This window comes from Pantoea eucrina, assembly GCF_001691555.1.
Classification (GTDB): Bacteria; Pseudomonadota; Gammaproteobacteria; order Enterobacterales; family Enterobacteriaceae; genus Pantoea; species Pantoea borealis.
On sequence record NZ_MAYN01000008.1, the window covers coordinates 999,245 to 1,014,205 of the forward strand.

Genomic DNA, 14,961 nt, shown 5'->3' on the forward strand with positions numbered 1-14,961 from the left:
ACCTTGTTGGGCTGGATTATTAGTGCTTATTTTAACGACTGAGGGAAAACTGACACCTCTCAGTGATGAATTATGGTTGATCAATGAACAAAAAAGCCTTTTACGAGGATCTAAATCGTGATGCCCGGGCGCTGCTGGCGGGCGAAACTTCTTTCCTGGCCGCGCTGGCTAACTGCAGTGCGCTGCTGTTTGAGCGTCTGGAAGGGGTTAACTGGGCAGGCTTTTACCTGCTGACGGAAGAGAATACGCTGGTACTGGGTCCGTTCCAGGGCAAAATTGCCTGCGTGCGCATTCCGGTAGGTAAAGGGGTCTGCGGCACGGCAATGGCAGAAGGGCGTGTCCAGCGCGTGGATGATGTGCACGCGTTCCCTGGCCATATCGCCTGTGATGCCGCCAGCAACGCAGAAATCGTGATTCCTCTGAAAGTGAAGGGTCTTCTGGCAGGCGTTCTTGATATCGACAGTACACTTCATTCCCGCTTTGATAGTGAGGATGAAGCAGGGCTGGTAGCCCTTGCCGACGGGCTGTGTGAGGTGCTGGCGAACAGCAACATCGAAAAATTTATTGCGCTGTCGCATAGCTAATCGTCTGGATTGCATGGCATTTGGCGATGTTGTCATTATAATGTCGCCTGTTCATGCCCTCTCTGGTCGGCAAATCCGTTGTAATCAGGAAATTTCATGGAAAATCAACCTAAGTTGAATAGCAGTAAAGAAGTCATCGCCTTTCTGGCGGAACGTTTTCCGCACTGCTTTAGCGCCGAAGGTGAAGCGCGTCCGCTCAAAATCGGTATCTTTCAGGATCTGGTCGAGCGCGTTCAGGGCGAAAATAGTCCGAGCAAAACGCAGCTGCGTTCAGCTCTGCGTCTTTATACCTCCAGCTGGCGTTATCTTTACGGTATCAAAGCAGGTGCAACACGTGTGGATCTTGATGGCAACGCCTGTGGCGTGCTGGATGAGCAGCACGTAGAGCATGCGCGTAAGCAGCTGGAAGAGGCAAAGGCACGCGTTCAGGCGCAGCGTGAGCAGCAGCGGGCGAAAAAGCGCGAAGCGGGAGAAGAGAGTGCAGAGCGTCGTCCGCGTAAGCCAGCACCGCGTAAAGCGGCTGAAGGCGATGCGCCGCGTAAGCCACGCCCTCAGACGCCACGCACCGGTGCTGCAGAACGCAACGCCGCGCCACGTCCGCCGCGGGCAAAACCCGTTACCGACACCTCAGCTTTGCAGCCAGGTCAGACTATTAAAGTCACAGCAGGCAAAAGTGCTATGGACGCTACCATTCTTGAAATTACTAAAGATGGCGTTCGGGTACAGCTTGCTTCCGGCCTGGCAATGATTGTGCGCGCAGAACACTTGCAGTTCTGAAACGGAGGCCCGACCCTGGCATGAACAGCTTTTTTAAGATCGGTATGATCGCGGGCCTGCTGCTGGCAGGCCCGTCCGTTGCCGCAGATAACATTACGCGTGCAGACCAGATCCCGCAGTTACACGAAGAAGCCCAGCATCCCACCGTCAGCGAGCGGGTTACATCGCGCTTTACCCGCTCTCACTACCGCCAGTTCGATCTGAATCAGGACTTCTCAGCAAAAATTTTTGATCGCTACCTGAATCTGCTGGATTACAGCCATAATGTGCTGCTGGCATCTGACGTTGCGCAATATGCGGATAAAAAAACCACGCTCGGCGATGAGCTGCGCAGCGGTAAGCTGAACCTGTTTTACGATCTTTATAACCTGGCGCAAAAACGCCGTTTTGAGCGCTATCAATACGCGCTAACGGTACTGGATCGTCCGCTGAATTTCAGCGGCAATGATTCCATTGATATTGACCGCGCAAAGGCGCCCTGGCCAAAAAGCACCGCAGAGCTGAACGCGCTCTGGGATGCCAAAGTGAAATATGATGAGCTCAGCCTGAAGCTGGCGGGCAAAGATGACAAAGAGATCCGTGAAACGCTGACTAAGCGTTATAACTTTGCCATCCGCCGCCTGGCTCAGAGCAACAGCGAAGATGTATTCCAGCTGGCAATGACCGCCTTTGCTCATGAGATCGACCCCCACACCAACTACCTCTCCCCGCGCAATACTGAACAGTTCAACACTGAGATGAGCCTGTCGCTTGAGGGGATTGGCGCCGTGCTGCAGATGGATGATGACTATACGGTTATCAACTCTATGGTTGCTGGCGGTCCGGCGGCAAAAAGCAAATCGATTACCGTTGGCGATCGCATCGTCGGGGTAGGTCAGCCGGGTAAACCCGTTGAAGACGTCATCGGCTGGCGTCTTGATGATGTGGTTTCAAAAATCAAGGGACCAAAAGGCAGCAAAGTGCGCCTTGAGATCCTGCCTGCCGGTAAAGGCACCAAAACCCGGACCGTCACGCTCACGCGTGAAAAAATCCGTCTGGAAGATCGCGCGGTAAAAGGCACGGTGCATAACGTTGGCAAAGAAAAAGTCGGCGTGCTGGATATTCCGGGTTTCTATGTTGGTCTGACTGACGATGTCAAAGTACAGCTGCAGAAACTGCAAAAGCAAAACGTTGACAGCGTGGTTATCGACCTGCGGACCAATGGCGGCGGTGCACTGACTGAAGCCGTGTCACTCTCCGGCCTCTTCATTCCGGGCGGCCCGGTGGTGCAGGTCAGAGATAACAATGGCCGGGTGCGTGAAGACAGCGATACCGACGGCATTGTTTACTATAAAGGTCCGCTGGTGGTACTGGTTGATCGGTTCAGTGCGTCAGCCTCGGAAATTTTTGCTGCGGCAATGCAGGATTATGGCCGGGCGCTGATTGTCGGCGAACCAACCTTTGGCAAGGGAACCGTACAGCAGTATCGTTCTCTGAACCGCATCTACGATCAAATGCTGCGTCCGGAATGGCCTGCGCTGGGGTCGGTACAATATACCATCCAGAAATTTTATCGTATTAACGGCGGCAGTACGCAGCGCAAAGGTGTCACTCCTGATTTGCTGATGCCGACCGGCGTTGAAGCAGCAGAGACCGGCGAAAAATTTGAAGATAACGCGCTGCCGTGGGACAGCATCAATGCGGCGACGTATACCAAAACCGGTGATATCACCGCGCTGGTGCCGAAGCTGACGCAGTCCCATGCCGATCGCATTGCGCAGGATCGCGAGTTCCAGTACATCATGAAAGATATTGCGCGTTTCAATGCGATGAAAGACAAGCGTAACATCGTGTCGCTCAACCTGGCTCAGCGTGAAAAAGAGAGCCATGAAGAGGATGCGCTGCGCCTGGAGCGTATTAACGCGCGCTATCAGATGGAAGGTAAAAAACCGCTGAAAAATCTCGAAGCGCTGCCGAAGGATTATAAAGAGCCCGATCCTTATCTGGACGAGACGGTAAAAATTGCCAACGATCTGGCGCAGCTGGCGGCTTCTCAGCCTGCTGCCACTCCGGCAAAGTAATCCTGAAGCTGGTCACAAAACACCGCTACGGCGGTGTTTTTTTTTGCACTATACTCGCTAAATAAGTGGTCTGAGCAGTCTGTAAATGACCGTCAGAGTGGAATGTAAAGTTTTGTTTTTTTAGGCACTTAAAGATTAAGGTCGCTTGAAAAGCCGCGTAATGAACATAGGATATATATCCGCGTACAAGCGCGTGCACAACTGAGGAAGAATAACATTTATGATGCGTATTGCTCTTTTCCTGATCACCAACCTGGCGGTGATGTTGGTATTCGGACTCATTCTGAGTCTGACAGGAATCCAGTCAAGCAGTGTTCAGGGCCTGATGATTATGGCGGGTCTGTTTGGCTTTGGCGGTGCGTTTGTTTCACTGCTGATGTCCAAATGGATGGCGCTGCGCTCCGTGGGCGGGGAGGTAATTACGCAGCCCCGCAATGAGACCGAGCGCTGGCTGATGGAGACCGTGGGTCGCCAGGCGCAGCAGGCTGGCATTGCGATGCCGCAGGTGGCCATTTATCACGCGCCCGATATTAATGCCTTTGCGACCGGCGCCCGCCGCGACGCCTCGCTGGTCGCGGTGTCAACCGGCCTGCTACAGAACATGAGCCGCGATGAAGCCGAAGCCGTACTGGCGCACGAGATCGCGCATATCGCTAACGGAGATATGGTCACCATGACCCTGATTCAGGGCATTGTGAACACCTTTGTTATCTTTATCTCGCGCATTATTGCGCAGGTTGCGTCGGGCTTTCTGTCCGGTAACCGCGATGGCGAAGAGAGCAGCAACGGTAATCCGCTGGTCTACTTTGCGGTTGCAACGGTGCTGGAACTGCTCTTTGGCATTCTCGCCAGCATTATTACGATGTGGTTCTCACGCCACCGTGAGTTTCATGCTGATGCAGGGTCGGCAAAGCTGGTTGGCCGCGAGAAAATGATCGCCGCGCTGCAGCGTCTGAAAACCAGCTACGAGCCACAGGAGCCAGGCAGTATGATGGCGTTCTGCATCAACGGTAAAAACAAGTCGTTCAGTGAGCTGTTTATGTCTCACCCGCCGCTTGATAAGCGTATCGAAGCGCTGCGCAGCGGGCAGTATCTGAAATAACCCGGACTGACGGAAAAAAGGCATCACTGCGGTGATGCCTTTTTTATTGGCACACGAAGAGCCTCAGGCCGCTGGCGCACGCGACTGGGTCAGCCGCACCAGACTTATCGCAGCGGCAACGGAAGCAAAGCCTCCGGCAAGGATCAAAGAGGCGTGCGTGCCGTTATCGCTGAACAGGTTGAACATCAAAGCCACCAGTGCGGCACCGGCGCTTTGTCCTGTCAGGCGCGCGGTGCCCAGCATCCCGCTGGCTCCGCCGCTGCGGCTGCGCGGGGCGGAAGAGATAATAGTGTGATTATTAGGCGACTGAAACAGGCCAAAACCGGCACCGCACAGCATCATACGCCAGATAATATCCGCATCAGCAGGCTGCGCCGGAAGCATGGCCAGCAGAAACAGCCCGGCGGCAAACAGCGCCAGTCCCAGCCCACCCAGCAAGCCTGCGTGATATTTCTCAATCAAACGTCCGGCAGCCGGCGCCATCACCATTGTTGCCAGCGGCCACGGCGTCAGCAGCAGACCGGTTGCCACTTCATCCCGGCCAAGCACATTCTGCAGATAAAACGGCAGCGAAACCATGGCCAGCATCTGCGCGCAGAAAGAGCAGACAGAGGTGCCAATGGAGAGCGAGAACAGGGGCAGACGCAGCAGATCAACCGGTAACAATGGCACCGTCATGGTCAGCTGACGACGCACAAAGACAATCCCGATAATGAGCAGCGCCGCCAGTTCGGCCACGATCAGACTGGCGGGCTGCCCCTGTGAAAAGCCGCTCAATGCGGTGATAAGCAGTCCGAAAAACAGCGCGTTCATCACCGCGCTCGGAATATCAAATTTCTGCTGGCGCGCTTTTTGCGGATTATCGGGCAGGAACCGCAGCGCCAGCCAGAGCGCCGCAAGCCCAAACGGGATATTGATTAAAAACAGCCACTGCCAGCTGGCTACGGCAAGAATAGCCGCGGCAACTGTGGGACCGGCGGCGCTGGAAACAGCAACAATGAGGGAATTGATCGCCATACCGCGTCCGAGAAAGCGCTGCGGATAAATAATGCGGATCAGCGCGGTGTTAACGCTCATCAGCGCGGCGCCGCCAAATCCCTGCAGCACACGCGCCACAGTCAGCGTGGTCAGCGTGGAGGAGAGGGCACAGAACAGCGACGTTGCGATGAACAGGATAAGTCCGGCCTGATAGATACGGCGGTATCCCAGCATATCCCCCAGAAAGGAGAGCGACAGCAGGGAGGTCACAATAGCGATCTGGTACGCGTTGACTATCCAGATTGACTCAGCCGGGCTGGCGCTGAGATCGCGGGCAATTGTTGGCAGCGCTACGTTAGCGATAGCACCATCCAGCACCGCCATCATAATACCCAGCGCAATGGTTATGATGGCGCCATAGCGCTGCGGCAGCGGAAGTCCATCCTGAGGAGCAATTGAAGGCATAATAGTGATAAGTAAAGGAAGTGAATATCATCATGCTAATCAATTCAGCGACAGAAAGCATCGGCACAGGTGTGAAAAACACGCATTCGCTGATGCCGGCGTGAGAGAAATGAAAACGGGCTCACGCTGAGCCCGACAGGATTACTGGTTATCAATGACCTCACCGCTTTTTTTCAGCAGTGGGCAGGCCGTTACACCGACTATGCCGCTATCAGTATGTAGATACCGGGCAGTCATGACACCGCGCGCGGTCAGATAGTTACATTCCAGGCCAAGACCCGCTGCTTTTTCAGCGCTGCCGGTCAGTACACCATAGCCAGTGAAGAGCAGGGCCAGCCACAGCAGTGCGAACAGCATGACCAGACGAATAAAGTATTTCATTATTAACTCCCGAAATTGAAAATGCGCCGCTTCCGTTTGGCTATAAGCGCGACAGGCGTACCATGCCGTGCTTTGCCCGCCAATACGATCGGAGATAGCTGAAAGCGCTGTGGCAGGCAAAATCTGCTTTTGCCGCAGAAGATATCTTTTCCTGACGCAACAGGTAGAATTAGCGCCGTTAAAACTTTACCGATCGTCACCTGAGGCCGTTATGAACGAATTAGCCGCAAACTCCAGCCCGCTGCTGCACTATGGTATCGTGGCACTCATTATTCTTGTGGCCTTTATCATCTGGTTTTTTGTTAATCGCGCCAGCGTGCGTGCCAGCGAGCATCTGCAGCTGCTGGAGACACTGGTTGAAGAGCAGAAAAAACAGACCGCGCTGCTGCAACGTATTGCGGAGGCGCAGGGAGAAACGTCGTCTGCTGTACAGGATGACGAGGGCACTGCCTCACGCGATTTTATCCGGCTGATCCCGGAACGCTGATTGTAAACACGGAGAGAGCATGAGCCGCAGAAATCCCTGGTACGACGCTTCAAAAGCACATCATACGCCTGACGGATTTTGCAATCCCGAAGGTGAGCTGCGTCAGCCCGGTGATTTACAGCGCTGGCGTCGTGAACGTAAAGCGCAGCATCTCCCGCCGCCGCCTGCAAACGGCTATGCGGATTTCAGCGCGCGCTGGTATCAGCCCGCCGATCTGAGCGGCAGTGACGATCGCATCTGGTGGCTGGGCCACGCTGCGCTGCTGCTGCGCCTGAAGCAGCGCTATATCCTGATCGATCCGGCATTATCGCCGCGCGCTTCGCCGTTGCCCTTTGCCGGCCCTGAACGTCAGATACCTTCGCCGCTTGATGTGACACAGCTGCCGCGGCTCGACTATGTGCTGATTTCGCATAACCACTATGATCATCTTGATCGGGTCACGATAAAGCGCCTGTTGCGCTGCTTTCCTGAGGTACAGATAAGGGTTCCGCTTGGTCTGGGCGCATGGTGCCGGAAGCGGGGCGCCCGCAACGTAACCGAGATGGACTGGTGGGAGTCTGCGAATAATCAGGAGCTGAGCATCACTGCCGTACCGGCGCGCCACTGGAGTATGCGCACGCTGTGGGATCGCAATCGCTCACTTTGGTGCGGCTGGGTAATTCGCTGCGGCACCCTCAACTTCTGGTTTTCCGGCGACAGCGGTTACAGTGATAACCTGCTGCAGATTACGCAGCGGCTTGGGCCATTTAACCTTGCTGCCTTGCCGGTTGGCGCGTATGCACCAGAATGGTTCATGCGCAGCCAGCATATGAACCCTCAGCAAGCGGTAACCTTATGGCAACATGCCGGGCATCCATTAACCATACCTATACACTGGGGCGTTTATGAACTGGCTGATGAAGCGCTGGATGCGCCTCCTGCTGAACTGATGCGTGCGCTGGCCGCCGCTGAAACGCCTCTGGCCAGGCGTTTCAGCCCGTGGCGGGTGGGGGAAAGCCGGACACTGTCAGATGTTGTATAAGATTTTTCTGAGCGGCAATGCATATCCTGTACAGTTTTTTTAACCTGTGCAGATCCGTAGCCTTATAAAAATAACAGATAAGTTCAGCAGGTTAATGCTTATATCCGGAGCGGACCGATAATAACTTTCCCGGTTTTGGTGCAAAAGCGTTTTATAACCTGTACCCCGCAGGCTTAATTGTACACACTGTGTATTGAGAGAAGCAGGCGCTGTTATTTTACAAGGCAGAGATAAATACTTTCTCTCTGCCATAATAATGCAACATGTTTAACGTCGTGTCTGGCGCTTAACACAAATCTCCGTGCTGCCGCTGCGCTTGACGTTGTTGCAGAAAAGCGCTAATCATCAAGGGTTTTGTGCAGCATTGCCCGTTTGTGACCTCTATTTCAGGGCTGCAGAATGGGTCTCCCCGATAATAATGTGCGGCAAGTCGACCACTGTTTAAAAATGCCTTGCCATTATTTAGCGGATATGTGATAACCATCAGCGGGTCAAACGAGGTACAGTTCTGTTTATGCATGGCATCTTCAGTAAAGAAGTTTTGAGTAAAGACGTTGACGTTGAATACCGCTTCCTTGCCGAACCTTAAATTAGTGCCTCATTCAGTAACGTCTCTGTTTTCTCTGCAATACTGCCTTCGGGCAAAATAAACATTTAAAGGAATTTGCAAAATGGCAAAGATTAAAGGTCAGGTTAAGTGGTTTAACGAGTCTAAAGGTTTTGGTTTTATTACTCCTGCTGACGGCAGCAAAGATGTGTTCGTACACTTCTCTGCTATCCAGGGTAATGGTTTCAAAACTCTGGCTGAAGGCCAGCAGGTTGAGTTTGAAATTCAGGATGGCCAGAAAGGTCCTGCAGCGGTTAACGTTACCGCTATCTGATTTTCTGCTCAGCCCGGGTCACTGTACCTGCTGAAACGAATCGTAAGCCCTGCTCTCCGAGCGGGGCTTTTCTTTATGCTTTTTGTTACTTCTGCTTCAGGGTAAACTGCGCCGCTTATTGTTGAACCGGAGTTTGTTATGTCCCTGATCTGTCCCCTGTGTCGCCAGCCATTAACCCAGCAGGCGGGCGCGTTTCGCTGTGACGCTGGTCATCAGTTTGATCAGGCCAGAGAAGGGTATGTCAATCTGCTGCCGGTGCAGCACAAAGGGTCGCGAGAGCCGGGTGACAGCCTGGAGATGCTGCAGGCGCGCCGCGCTTTCCTGGATGCAGGCCACTACCAGCCGCTACGCGATCGCGTGGCAGCAATACTGGCACAACGGCTGACATTGCCTGCGGCTCAGATTCTGGATATTGGCTGCGGTGAAGGGTATTACACCAGCGCCATGGCCAGCGCGCTGCCAGACGCTCAGCTCTTTGGGCTGGATGTCGCCAAACCGGCAATCCGCATGGCGGCAAAGCGCTATGCGCAGGTACGGTTTTGCGTGGCCTCCAGCCAGCGGCTGCCGTTTGCCAGTGCCGTACTCGATGCGGTGGTGCGCATCTATGCGCCCTGTAATGAAGAGGAGCTTAGCCGCGTGGTAAAACCAGGCGGTTATCTGCTGACCGTTACGCCAGGTCCGCACCATCTGCAGCAGTTTAAAGCGCTAATCTATTCGCAGGTGCAGCTGCATGCTGCAGAAGAGAAAACCTATACCGGCTTTACGCTGTGTGAGTCGCAGTCTCTCAGCTATGGCCTGACGCTAAGCGGTGCTGAAGCAGTGAGCCTGCTGCAGATGACTCCCTTTGCCTGGCGTGCGACGGAAACGGTATGGCAAACGCTGGCAGAGGCAGAATCGTTCCACTGCGACGCTGACTTTACGCTTTCGCTGTGGCAGCGCGATTAGCGGGCAGTGAGGAGCGTACGCCAGATACGCTCCAGATCATCCAGCGTATTGACCGCAATCATCAGCCGCCGTCGCTCCAGCTGTAGCAGCAGAACCCCCTCCTGCGAAAGATTAATCGCGGCAATGCGTGCATAGCGGATCCAGATTCCGTTATCAAACAGCCCTTTCTGCTTCAGCAGCAGCACCGGACGGCGCAGCCAGCATAACCAGAATGTCAGTGCACAAAGCACCATAATCAGCGTTGTCGTCAGCGGCGACCCCGCATTGCTGACATTTTTCCACAGCAGAATCAGCAGCAGTCCGATAAAAATGGCGCTATCGGGCAGGTGACGTCGTCGCAGTGCGACCCGCAACAGGGTAACGCCTTTACGGCGCGGCAACACCGCTTCATGGTAAATGGCAAACAACAGCAGAGCGGCAATGCAGAGTATCAGCAGCAGATCGGTCAGCGCCATCATAGTTCCTCTTCACACTGCCTGTGTCATGCGTCTGGCCTGAAAGCGGCCTACAGTCCCAGCAGGCCAATCCAGTAACCAATTATGCCGATAACAAAGAAGCCGATGATGATCCAGAGCGCATTGACTTTGCGGCGCAGCAGCCACATACAGCCGAATGTCAGCAGCAGCGGGATCAGGCCTGGCATAAGCTGATCGAGAATAGACTGAACGGTGGTGACCGTGGTTTTACCGGTCTGATCGGTGATGCGGGAGACCACCAGCGGCACATTAACGTGCGTCCACTTATTGACCAGAGCGCCCATCACAAACAGGCCGAGTATCGATGCGCCTTCGGTAAGCTTCTGCAGAAAACCGCCGCCCATATCGCTGACAATATCAACGCCTTTGCGATAGCCATAGGCAACGCCATAATAGCGGGTCAGCAGGCGGGCAACGTTAAACAGTACAAAAAACAGCAGCGGACCCAGCAGGCTGCCGCTCATGGCAATACCCGCACCAAGCGCGGCAAATACCGGCCGTACGGTGCCCCAGAAGATGGGGTCGCCCACGCCTGCCAGCGGGCCCATCAGGCCCACCTTTAATCCGTTAATGGCGCCATCGTCAATTGCGGCACCGTTTGCCCGCTGCTCCTCCATTGCCATAGTGACGCCCAGTACCGGCGCGGCTACATAGGGATGCGTATTGAAAAACTCCAGATGACGCCTGATCGCCTGTTTACGTGCGTCGTCGTTTTCCGGATAGAGGCGACGGATCACCGGTACCATAGAAAAGCAGAAACCGAGCGCCTGCATGCGTTCAAAGTTCCATGATCCCTGAAGCAGATTAGAACGTATGAACACGGCGCGCACATCACCGGAAGTGAGCTTTTTCGCTATTCGCGTGCTGTCAACCATAGTGGCACCTGTTCCTAGTCAAGTTCGTTATCAAGGTCGTTTTGCGTCGCGCCTGCCGGCGCTGCGCCTGTGACCCGGTTATATTTCGGGGCGAGCTGGATATACAGAATGGCCATCACCACGCCGATAACGCCCAGTGCGACCAGATTGAAATCAGTAAACGCGGCGGTGACAAACCCAAGGTAGAAGAACGGCATCAGATAGCCGGCGCGCATCATATTGATGACCATCGCGTATCCCACAACCACAATCATGCCGCCGGCAATATTCAGGCCGTTTGTGACCACGTCCGGAATGGAACTCAGCAGCGTGTGCACGGCGCTGGTGCCGACAGAGATAGCGACTATCAGCGCAGGTATAGCAATGCGCATCGCCTGCAGCAGCAGGGCGGAGACATGGATCCAGGAGATGGCGGTGAGGTTGCCTTTTTCGGCCGCTTTATCTGCCGCATGCTGAAATGCCACGGTCAGCGTTCGCACAATGATGGTCAGCACCTGACCCGCCGCCGCCAGCGGTATCGCCAGCGCAATACCGGCACCGACGCTTTGCCCGCCGGCAATGACCAGAATGGTGGATATGATGGAGGCGAGGGCCGCATCGGGTGCTACCGCCGCTCCGATATTCATCCAGCCCAGCGCGATCATCTCCAGCGTGCCGCCGATAATAATGCCGGTTTTCATGTCACCCAGCACGGCGCCAATCAGGGTGCAGGCGACCAGCGGACGGTGAAACTGAAATTCATCCAGGATAGATCCCATACCGGCAATACAGGCCACGATAAATATCAGTACAATCTGTAGCGTGGTTATTTCCATTTTGCATCTCCTCAGCACACTCAGGATGCCCGCTATGGTTACCGGGCGGCAGCAAATCAGGCAGTGACCTTCGCAATCAGGTCCATCATAGTGAGTTTTTGATCGGTAGACACTTTGCGCACCTCAAGCTCAATACCGCGGGCGTTGAGCTGACGAAAGGCCGCAATATCCTTCTCATCCACTGAAACCGCATTAGTAACCTGCGTTTTACCCTGGCGAAAGGCCATGCCGCCGATATTCACACTGGTGATATTCACGCCCTGCGCTACAACCCGCTCAACGTCGGTGGGATTAGTAAACAGCAACATAACGCGTTCGCCAGCATATTTAGGGTTGTTCCAGACGCGGATCATTTTTGCAATATCGACCACGTGCGCGGTAACGCCTGGCGGCGCTACCTGAGTTAGCAGGGTTTTGCGCACATGGTCGTTTGCCACTTCATCACTGATCACAATGATGCGGCTGACGCCGGTCTCTTTGGTCCAGCGGGTCGCTACCTGACCATGAATCAGACGATCGTCTATGCGTGCCAGCCCGATTTTCATATGCTGCCCAGGCGCCAGCGGCGGCGCAGCAGGTTTAACCGGTGCTGCAACAGAGGAGACAGAGGTTGCCTTTAGTGCTTTGACGCCTTGCCGGCCGGCCTCGGTCGCGACCTGAACCAGCGCCGCCAGTTCAGGGTCGTCATCGCGGGCCATCAGCGTTTCAACCAGCATCGGAATATTGACGCCGGCAATAACCTCCTGATCCGGGCGATCCGTGACGAGGCGGCTGGCGGCATTAAACGGGCTGCCTCCCCATGTATCAACCAGAAACAGTACGCCCTGTGCGGTATCAAGTTCTGCCAGCCGGCCGCGATACTTATCCATCAGCGTTTCGGCATTTTCACCGGGTGCAAAATCGATACAGGCCACATTGTGCTGTTCGCCCAGCAACATCTCTGCTGTTTTCAGGAGCGGCTCTGCTGCCCAGCCGTGTGTACCAATGACTATTGCGATGGTCACCTGCTACCTCCGTTTACAACGAAACCCTGTCAGTAAAGGGCGTTAACAGGGATAAAGATGCGGCCGGACTCGTCAGGAAGGGTAAGCATGAGCCGCTACGATAAAGGTCTGAGCATTTATCAATTTGCGTTAAGGTCGCCGTTTATTTTAGTTAGCGAAAGAAGAAAGAGTGTGACGCCTGTCGGTTATCTGAGGTAACAGCGGCCTGGCGGACTTTTTTATGCCATTTTTATGCGCCAGCGCAGTTATTTGTAAATGTAAGAAAATTTTTTGATCTTGTTGAGGTAACTGATACATTAACTTTCTGTTTATTATTCAGGAGTACCGGGCTCAAGCTCACCTTTATGGACCGTCACCGACGTCGCTTCTTATCCTTACTGTGCCAGCCGGCCCAGATCGCCATGCCGTTCAGCGTTATTTCGCCCCCGACTATTCAGCTGTCTCACTTACCGGTGCAGACTGATTTTCGCGCGTCTACTTTATTAGCAAGGAGTCACTGATGGAGTTTCTCTTGGATCCCTCGATCTGGGCGGGGCTGTTAACGCTGATCGTGCTGGAAATTGTGCTGGGTATTGATAACCTGGTCTTTATCGCCATTCTTGCTGACAAACTCCCGCCAAAGCAACGCGATAAAGCGCGACTGATTGGTCTGTCGCTGGCACTGGTAATGCGCCTCGGCCTGCTTTCACTGATTTCGTGGATGGTCACGCTGACCCGTCCGCTGTTCAGCGTGATGGATTTCAGCTTTTCCGGCCGCGATCTGATCCTGCTGTTTGGTGGCCTGTTCCTGCTTTTCAAGGCCACGATGGAGCTGCATGAGCGCCTGGAAAATAAAGGGATGGAGCAGCAGGGTAATCGCAACTATGCCAGCTTCTGGGCGGTGGTTGCACAGATTGTGGTGCTGGATGCCGTCTTCTCGCTGGATGCCGTTATAACTGCAGTCGGTATGGTTAACCACCTGCCGGTGATGATGACGGCGGTAGTGATCGCAATGGGCGTAATGCTGCTGGCATCGAAGCCGCTGACTAATTTTGTCAACGCCCATCCGACGGTCGTGGTGCTCTGTCTGAGCTTCCTGCTGATGATTGGTTTATCGCTGGTGGCGGAAGGGTTCGGTTTCCATATCCCGAAAGGTTACCTCTATGCAGCGATTGGTTTCTCAATTTTAATTGAGCTGTTTAACCAGATCGCCCGTCGCAACTTTATGCGCCATCAGGCGCGTCGCCCGATGCGTGAGCGGACGGCAGAGGCTATTTTACGTCTGATGGGCGGTCGCAATCGTCAGCAGCAGCCTTCACAGGATGATCATACGCTGAATAACGCCATGCCGCAGGAAGCGTTTAAAGATGAAGAGCGTTTTATGATCAACGGCGTACTGACGCTGTCGCAGCGCTCAATTCGCAGCATCATGACGCCGCGTGGCGATATTTCGTGGGTTGATGTGACGCGCCCGCTGGATGAGATCCGCATGCAGCTGCTGGATACGCCACACAGCCTGTTTCCGGTGTGCCGCGGTGAGCTGGATGAGATTATCGGCGTGGTGCGTGCGAAGGAGCTGCTGGTGGCGCTGGAACACGGTATGGATGTAACCACGTTCGCATCTGGCTCACCGGCAATTATTGTACCTGAGACGCTGGATCCCATTAATCTGCTGGGCGTGCTGCGCCGGGCGAAAGGCAGTTTTGTCATTGTGACCAATGAATTTGGTATGGTACAGGGGCTGATTACGCCGCTGGACGTACTTGAAGCGATTGCCGGTGAATTTCCGGATGAAGATGAGACGCCGGATGTGATCGCCGATGGTGATGGCTGGCTGGTCAAGGGCGGCACCGACCTGCACTCGCTGCAGCAGCTGCTCGACTATCATGAACTGGTCAAACAGGAAGACGATCACGCTTCGCTGGCGGGTCTGCTGATTGAGCAGAAAGGTCAGCTGCCGCAGCCCGGTGAAGTGATTGATCTGCCGCCGCTGCACTTTGAAATTGTTGAAGCGACGGATTACCGTATCGACCTGGTACGGGTGACCAGAGATGCGCCTCACGATGAAGATGAAGAAAACGCGTAATTACGCGTGACTATGCTGACAGGGCCGTCATTGCGACGGCCCTTT

The 14,961-nt window shown here is 54.5% G+C and carries 15 protein-coding genes and 1 pseudogene; 10 read left to right on the forward strand and 6 right to left on the reverse strand.

Translation table 11 applies throughout. The annotated features are described in order from the left end of the window. The first annotated feature begins 83 nt into the window (after window positions 1-83). The 4 genes from BBA90_RS10750 (at window position 84) to htpX (ending at window position 4,523) form a co-directional block, all read left to right on the forward strand. Entirely contained in the window at window positions 84-584 is a 501-nt protein-coding gene (locus tag BBA90_RS10750; protein ID WP_065649125.1) for a GAF domain-containing protein, read from the forward strand. 96 nt (window positions 585-680) lie between these two features. Continuing rightward, entirely contained in the window at window positions 681-1,361 is a 681-nt protein-coding gene (gene proQ, locus BBA90_RS10755) for an RNA chaperone ProQ (RefSeq protein WP_065649126.1), read from the forward strand. Between the two features lie 20 nt (window positions 1,362-1,381). After that, window positions 1,382-3,421: a carboxy terminal-processing peptidase gene (prc, locus tag BBA90_RS10760; RefSeq protein ID WP_065649127.1), complete on the forward strand. Its 2,040-nt coding sequence runs from the start codon at window positions 1,382-1,384 to the stop codon at window positions 3,419-3,421. 220 nt (window positions 3,422-3,641) lie between these two features. Beyond that, the gene (htpX, locus tag BBA90_RS10765; RefSeq protein ID WP_065649128.1) at window positions 3,642-4,523 is read left to right on the forward strand and encodes a protease HtpX; all 882 of its coding nucleotides are present in this window, start codon (window positions 3,642-3,644) and stop codon (window positions 4,521-4,523) included. A gap of 63 nt (window positions 4,524-4,586) precedes the next feature. Here htpX and BBA90_RS10770 read toward each other — a convergent pair whose 3' ends face one another. Together BBA90_RS10770 and BBA90_RS10775 are read right to left on the reverse strand one after the other, a co-directional pair. After that, window positions 4,587-5,966 (reverse strand): MFS transporter, encoded by a 1,380-nt coding sequence (locus tag BBA90_RS10770; protein WP_065649129.1) that lies wholly within the window; start codon window positions 5,964-5,966, stop codon window positions 4,587-4,589. Between the two features lie 141 nt (window positions 5,967-6,107). Continuing rightward, on the reverse strand, window positions 6,108-6,347 hold the full coding sequence (locus BBA90_RS10775; RefSeq protein ID WP_065649130.1) for a YobH family protein: 240 nt from the start codon (window positions 6,345-6,347) through the stop codon (window positions 6,108-6,110). Window positions 6,348-6,558: 211 nt separating this feature from the next. Between BBA90_RS10775 and BBA90_RS10780 the strand changes: the two genes are divergently transcribed. From BBA90_RS10780 to rlmA, 5 genes and pseudogenes are all read left to right on the forward strand, one after another. After that, window positions 6,559-6,834, forward strand: a complete 276-nt coding sequence (locus tag BBA90_RS10780) for a YebO family protein (RefSeq protein WP_065649131.1) — start codon at window positions 6,559-6,561, stop codon at window positions 6,832-6,834. A 19-nt stretch (window positions 6,835-6,853) separates the two neighbouring features. Further along, window positions 6,854-7,855, forward strand: a complete 1,002-nt coding sequence (locus tag BBA90_RS10785; protein WP_065649132.1) for an MBL fold metallo-hydrolase — start codon at window positions 6,854-6,856, stop codon at window positions 7,853-7,855. A gap of 514 nt (window positions 7,856-8,369) precedes the next feature. Then, a pseudogene (locus BBA90_RS19670) lies at window positions 8,370-8,505 on the forward strand (DUF2627 domain-containing protein). 21 nt (window positions 8,506-8,526) lie between these two features. Then, on the forward strand, window positions 8,527-8,736 hold the full coding sequence (cspE, locus tag BBA90_RS10790) for a transcription antiterminator/RNA stability regulator CspE (RefSeq protein WP_021510024.1): 210 nt from the start codon (window positions 8,527-8,529) through the stop codon (window positions 8,734-8,736). 138 nt (window positions 8,737-8,874) lie between these two features. Next, the gene (gene rlmA, locus BBA90_RS10795; protein WP_065649133.1) at window positions 8,875-9,681 is read left to right on the forward strand and encodes a 23S rRNA (guanine(745)-N(1))-methyltransferase; all 807 of its coding nucleotides are present in this window, start codon (window positions 8,875-8,877) and stop codon (window positions 9,679-9,681) included. Here rlmA and BBA90_RS10800 read toward each other — a convergent pair. The 4 genes from BBA90_RS10800 to manX are packed head-to-tail and all read right to left on the reverse strand — an operon-like array spanning window position 9,678 to window position 12,851. Further along, on the reverse strand, window positions 9,678-10,136 hold the full coding sequence (locus BBA90_RS10800; protein WP_065649134.1) for a DUF986 family protein: 459 nt from the start codon (window positions 10,134-10,136) through the stop codon (window positions 9,678-9,680). The two genes, rlmA and BBA90_RS10800, sit on opposite strands and share 4 nt — an antisense overlap. 50 nt (window positions 10,137-10,186) lie before the next feature. Then, the gene (locus BBA90_RS10805; RefSeq protein ID WP_065649135.1) at window positions 10,187-11,032 is read right to left on the reverse strand and encodes a PTS mannose transporter subunit IID; all 846 of its coding nucleotides are present in this window, start codon (window positions 11,030-11,032) and stop codon (window positions 10,187-10,189) included. Between the two features lie 14 nt (window positions 11,033-11,046). Next, complete coding sequence (locus BBA90_RS10810; RefSeq protein ID WP_065649136.1) at window positions 11,047-11,847, reverse strand: PTS mannose/fructose/sorbose transporter subunit IIC; 801 nt, start codon at window positions 11,845-11,847, stop codon at window positions 11,047-11,049. 56 nt (window positions 11,848-11,903) lie between these two features. Continuing rightward, window positions 11,904-12,851 (reverse strand): PTS mannose transporter subunit IIAB, encoded by a 948-nt coding sequence (gene manX / locus BBA90_RS10815; RefSeq protein ID WP_065649137.1) that lies wholly within the window; start codon window positions 12,849-12,851, stop codon window positions 11,904-11,906. A 499-nt stretch (window positions 12,852-13,350) separates the two neighbouring features. Here manX and BBA90_RS10820 point away from each other — a divergent pair, with 499 nt between their 5' ends. Continuing rightward, window positions 13,351-14,916: a TerC family protein gene (locus tag BBA90_RS10820; RefSeq protein ID WP_065649138.1), complete on the forward strand. Its 1,566-nt coding sequence runs from the start codon at window positions 13,351-13,353 to the stop codon at window positions 14,914-14,916. Window positions 14,917-14,961 lie beyond the last annotated feature (45 nt).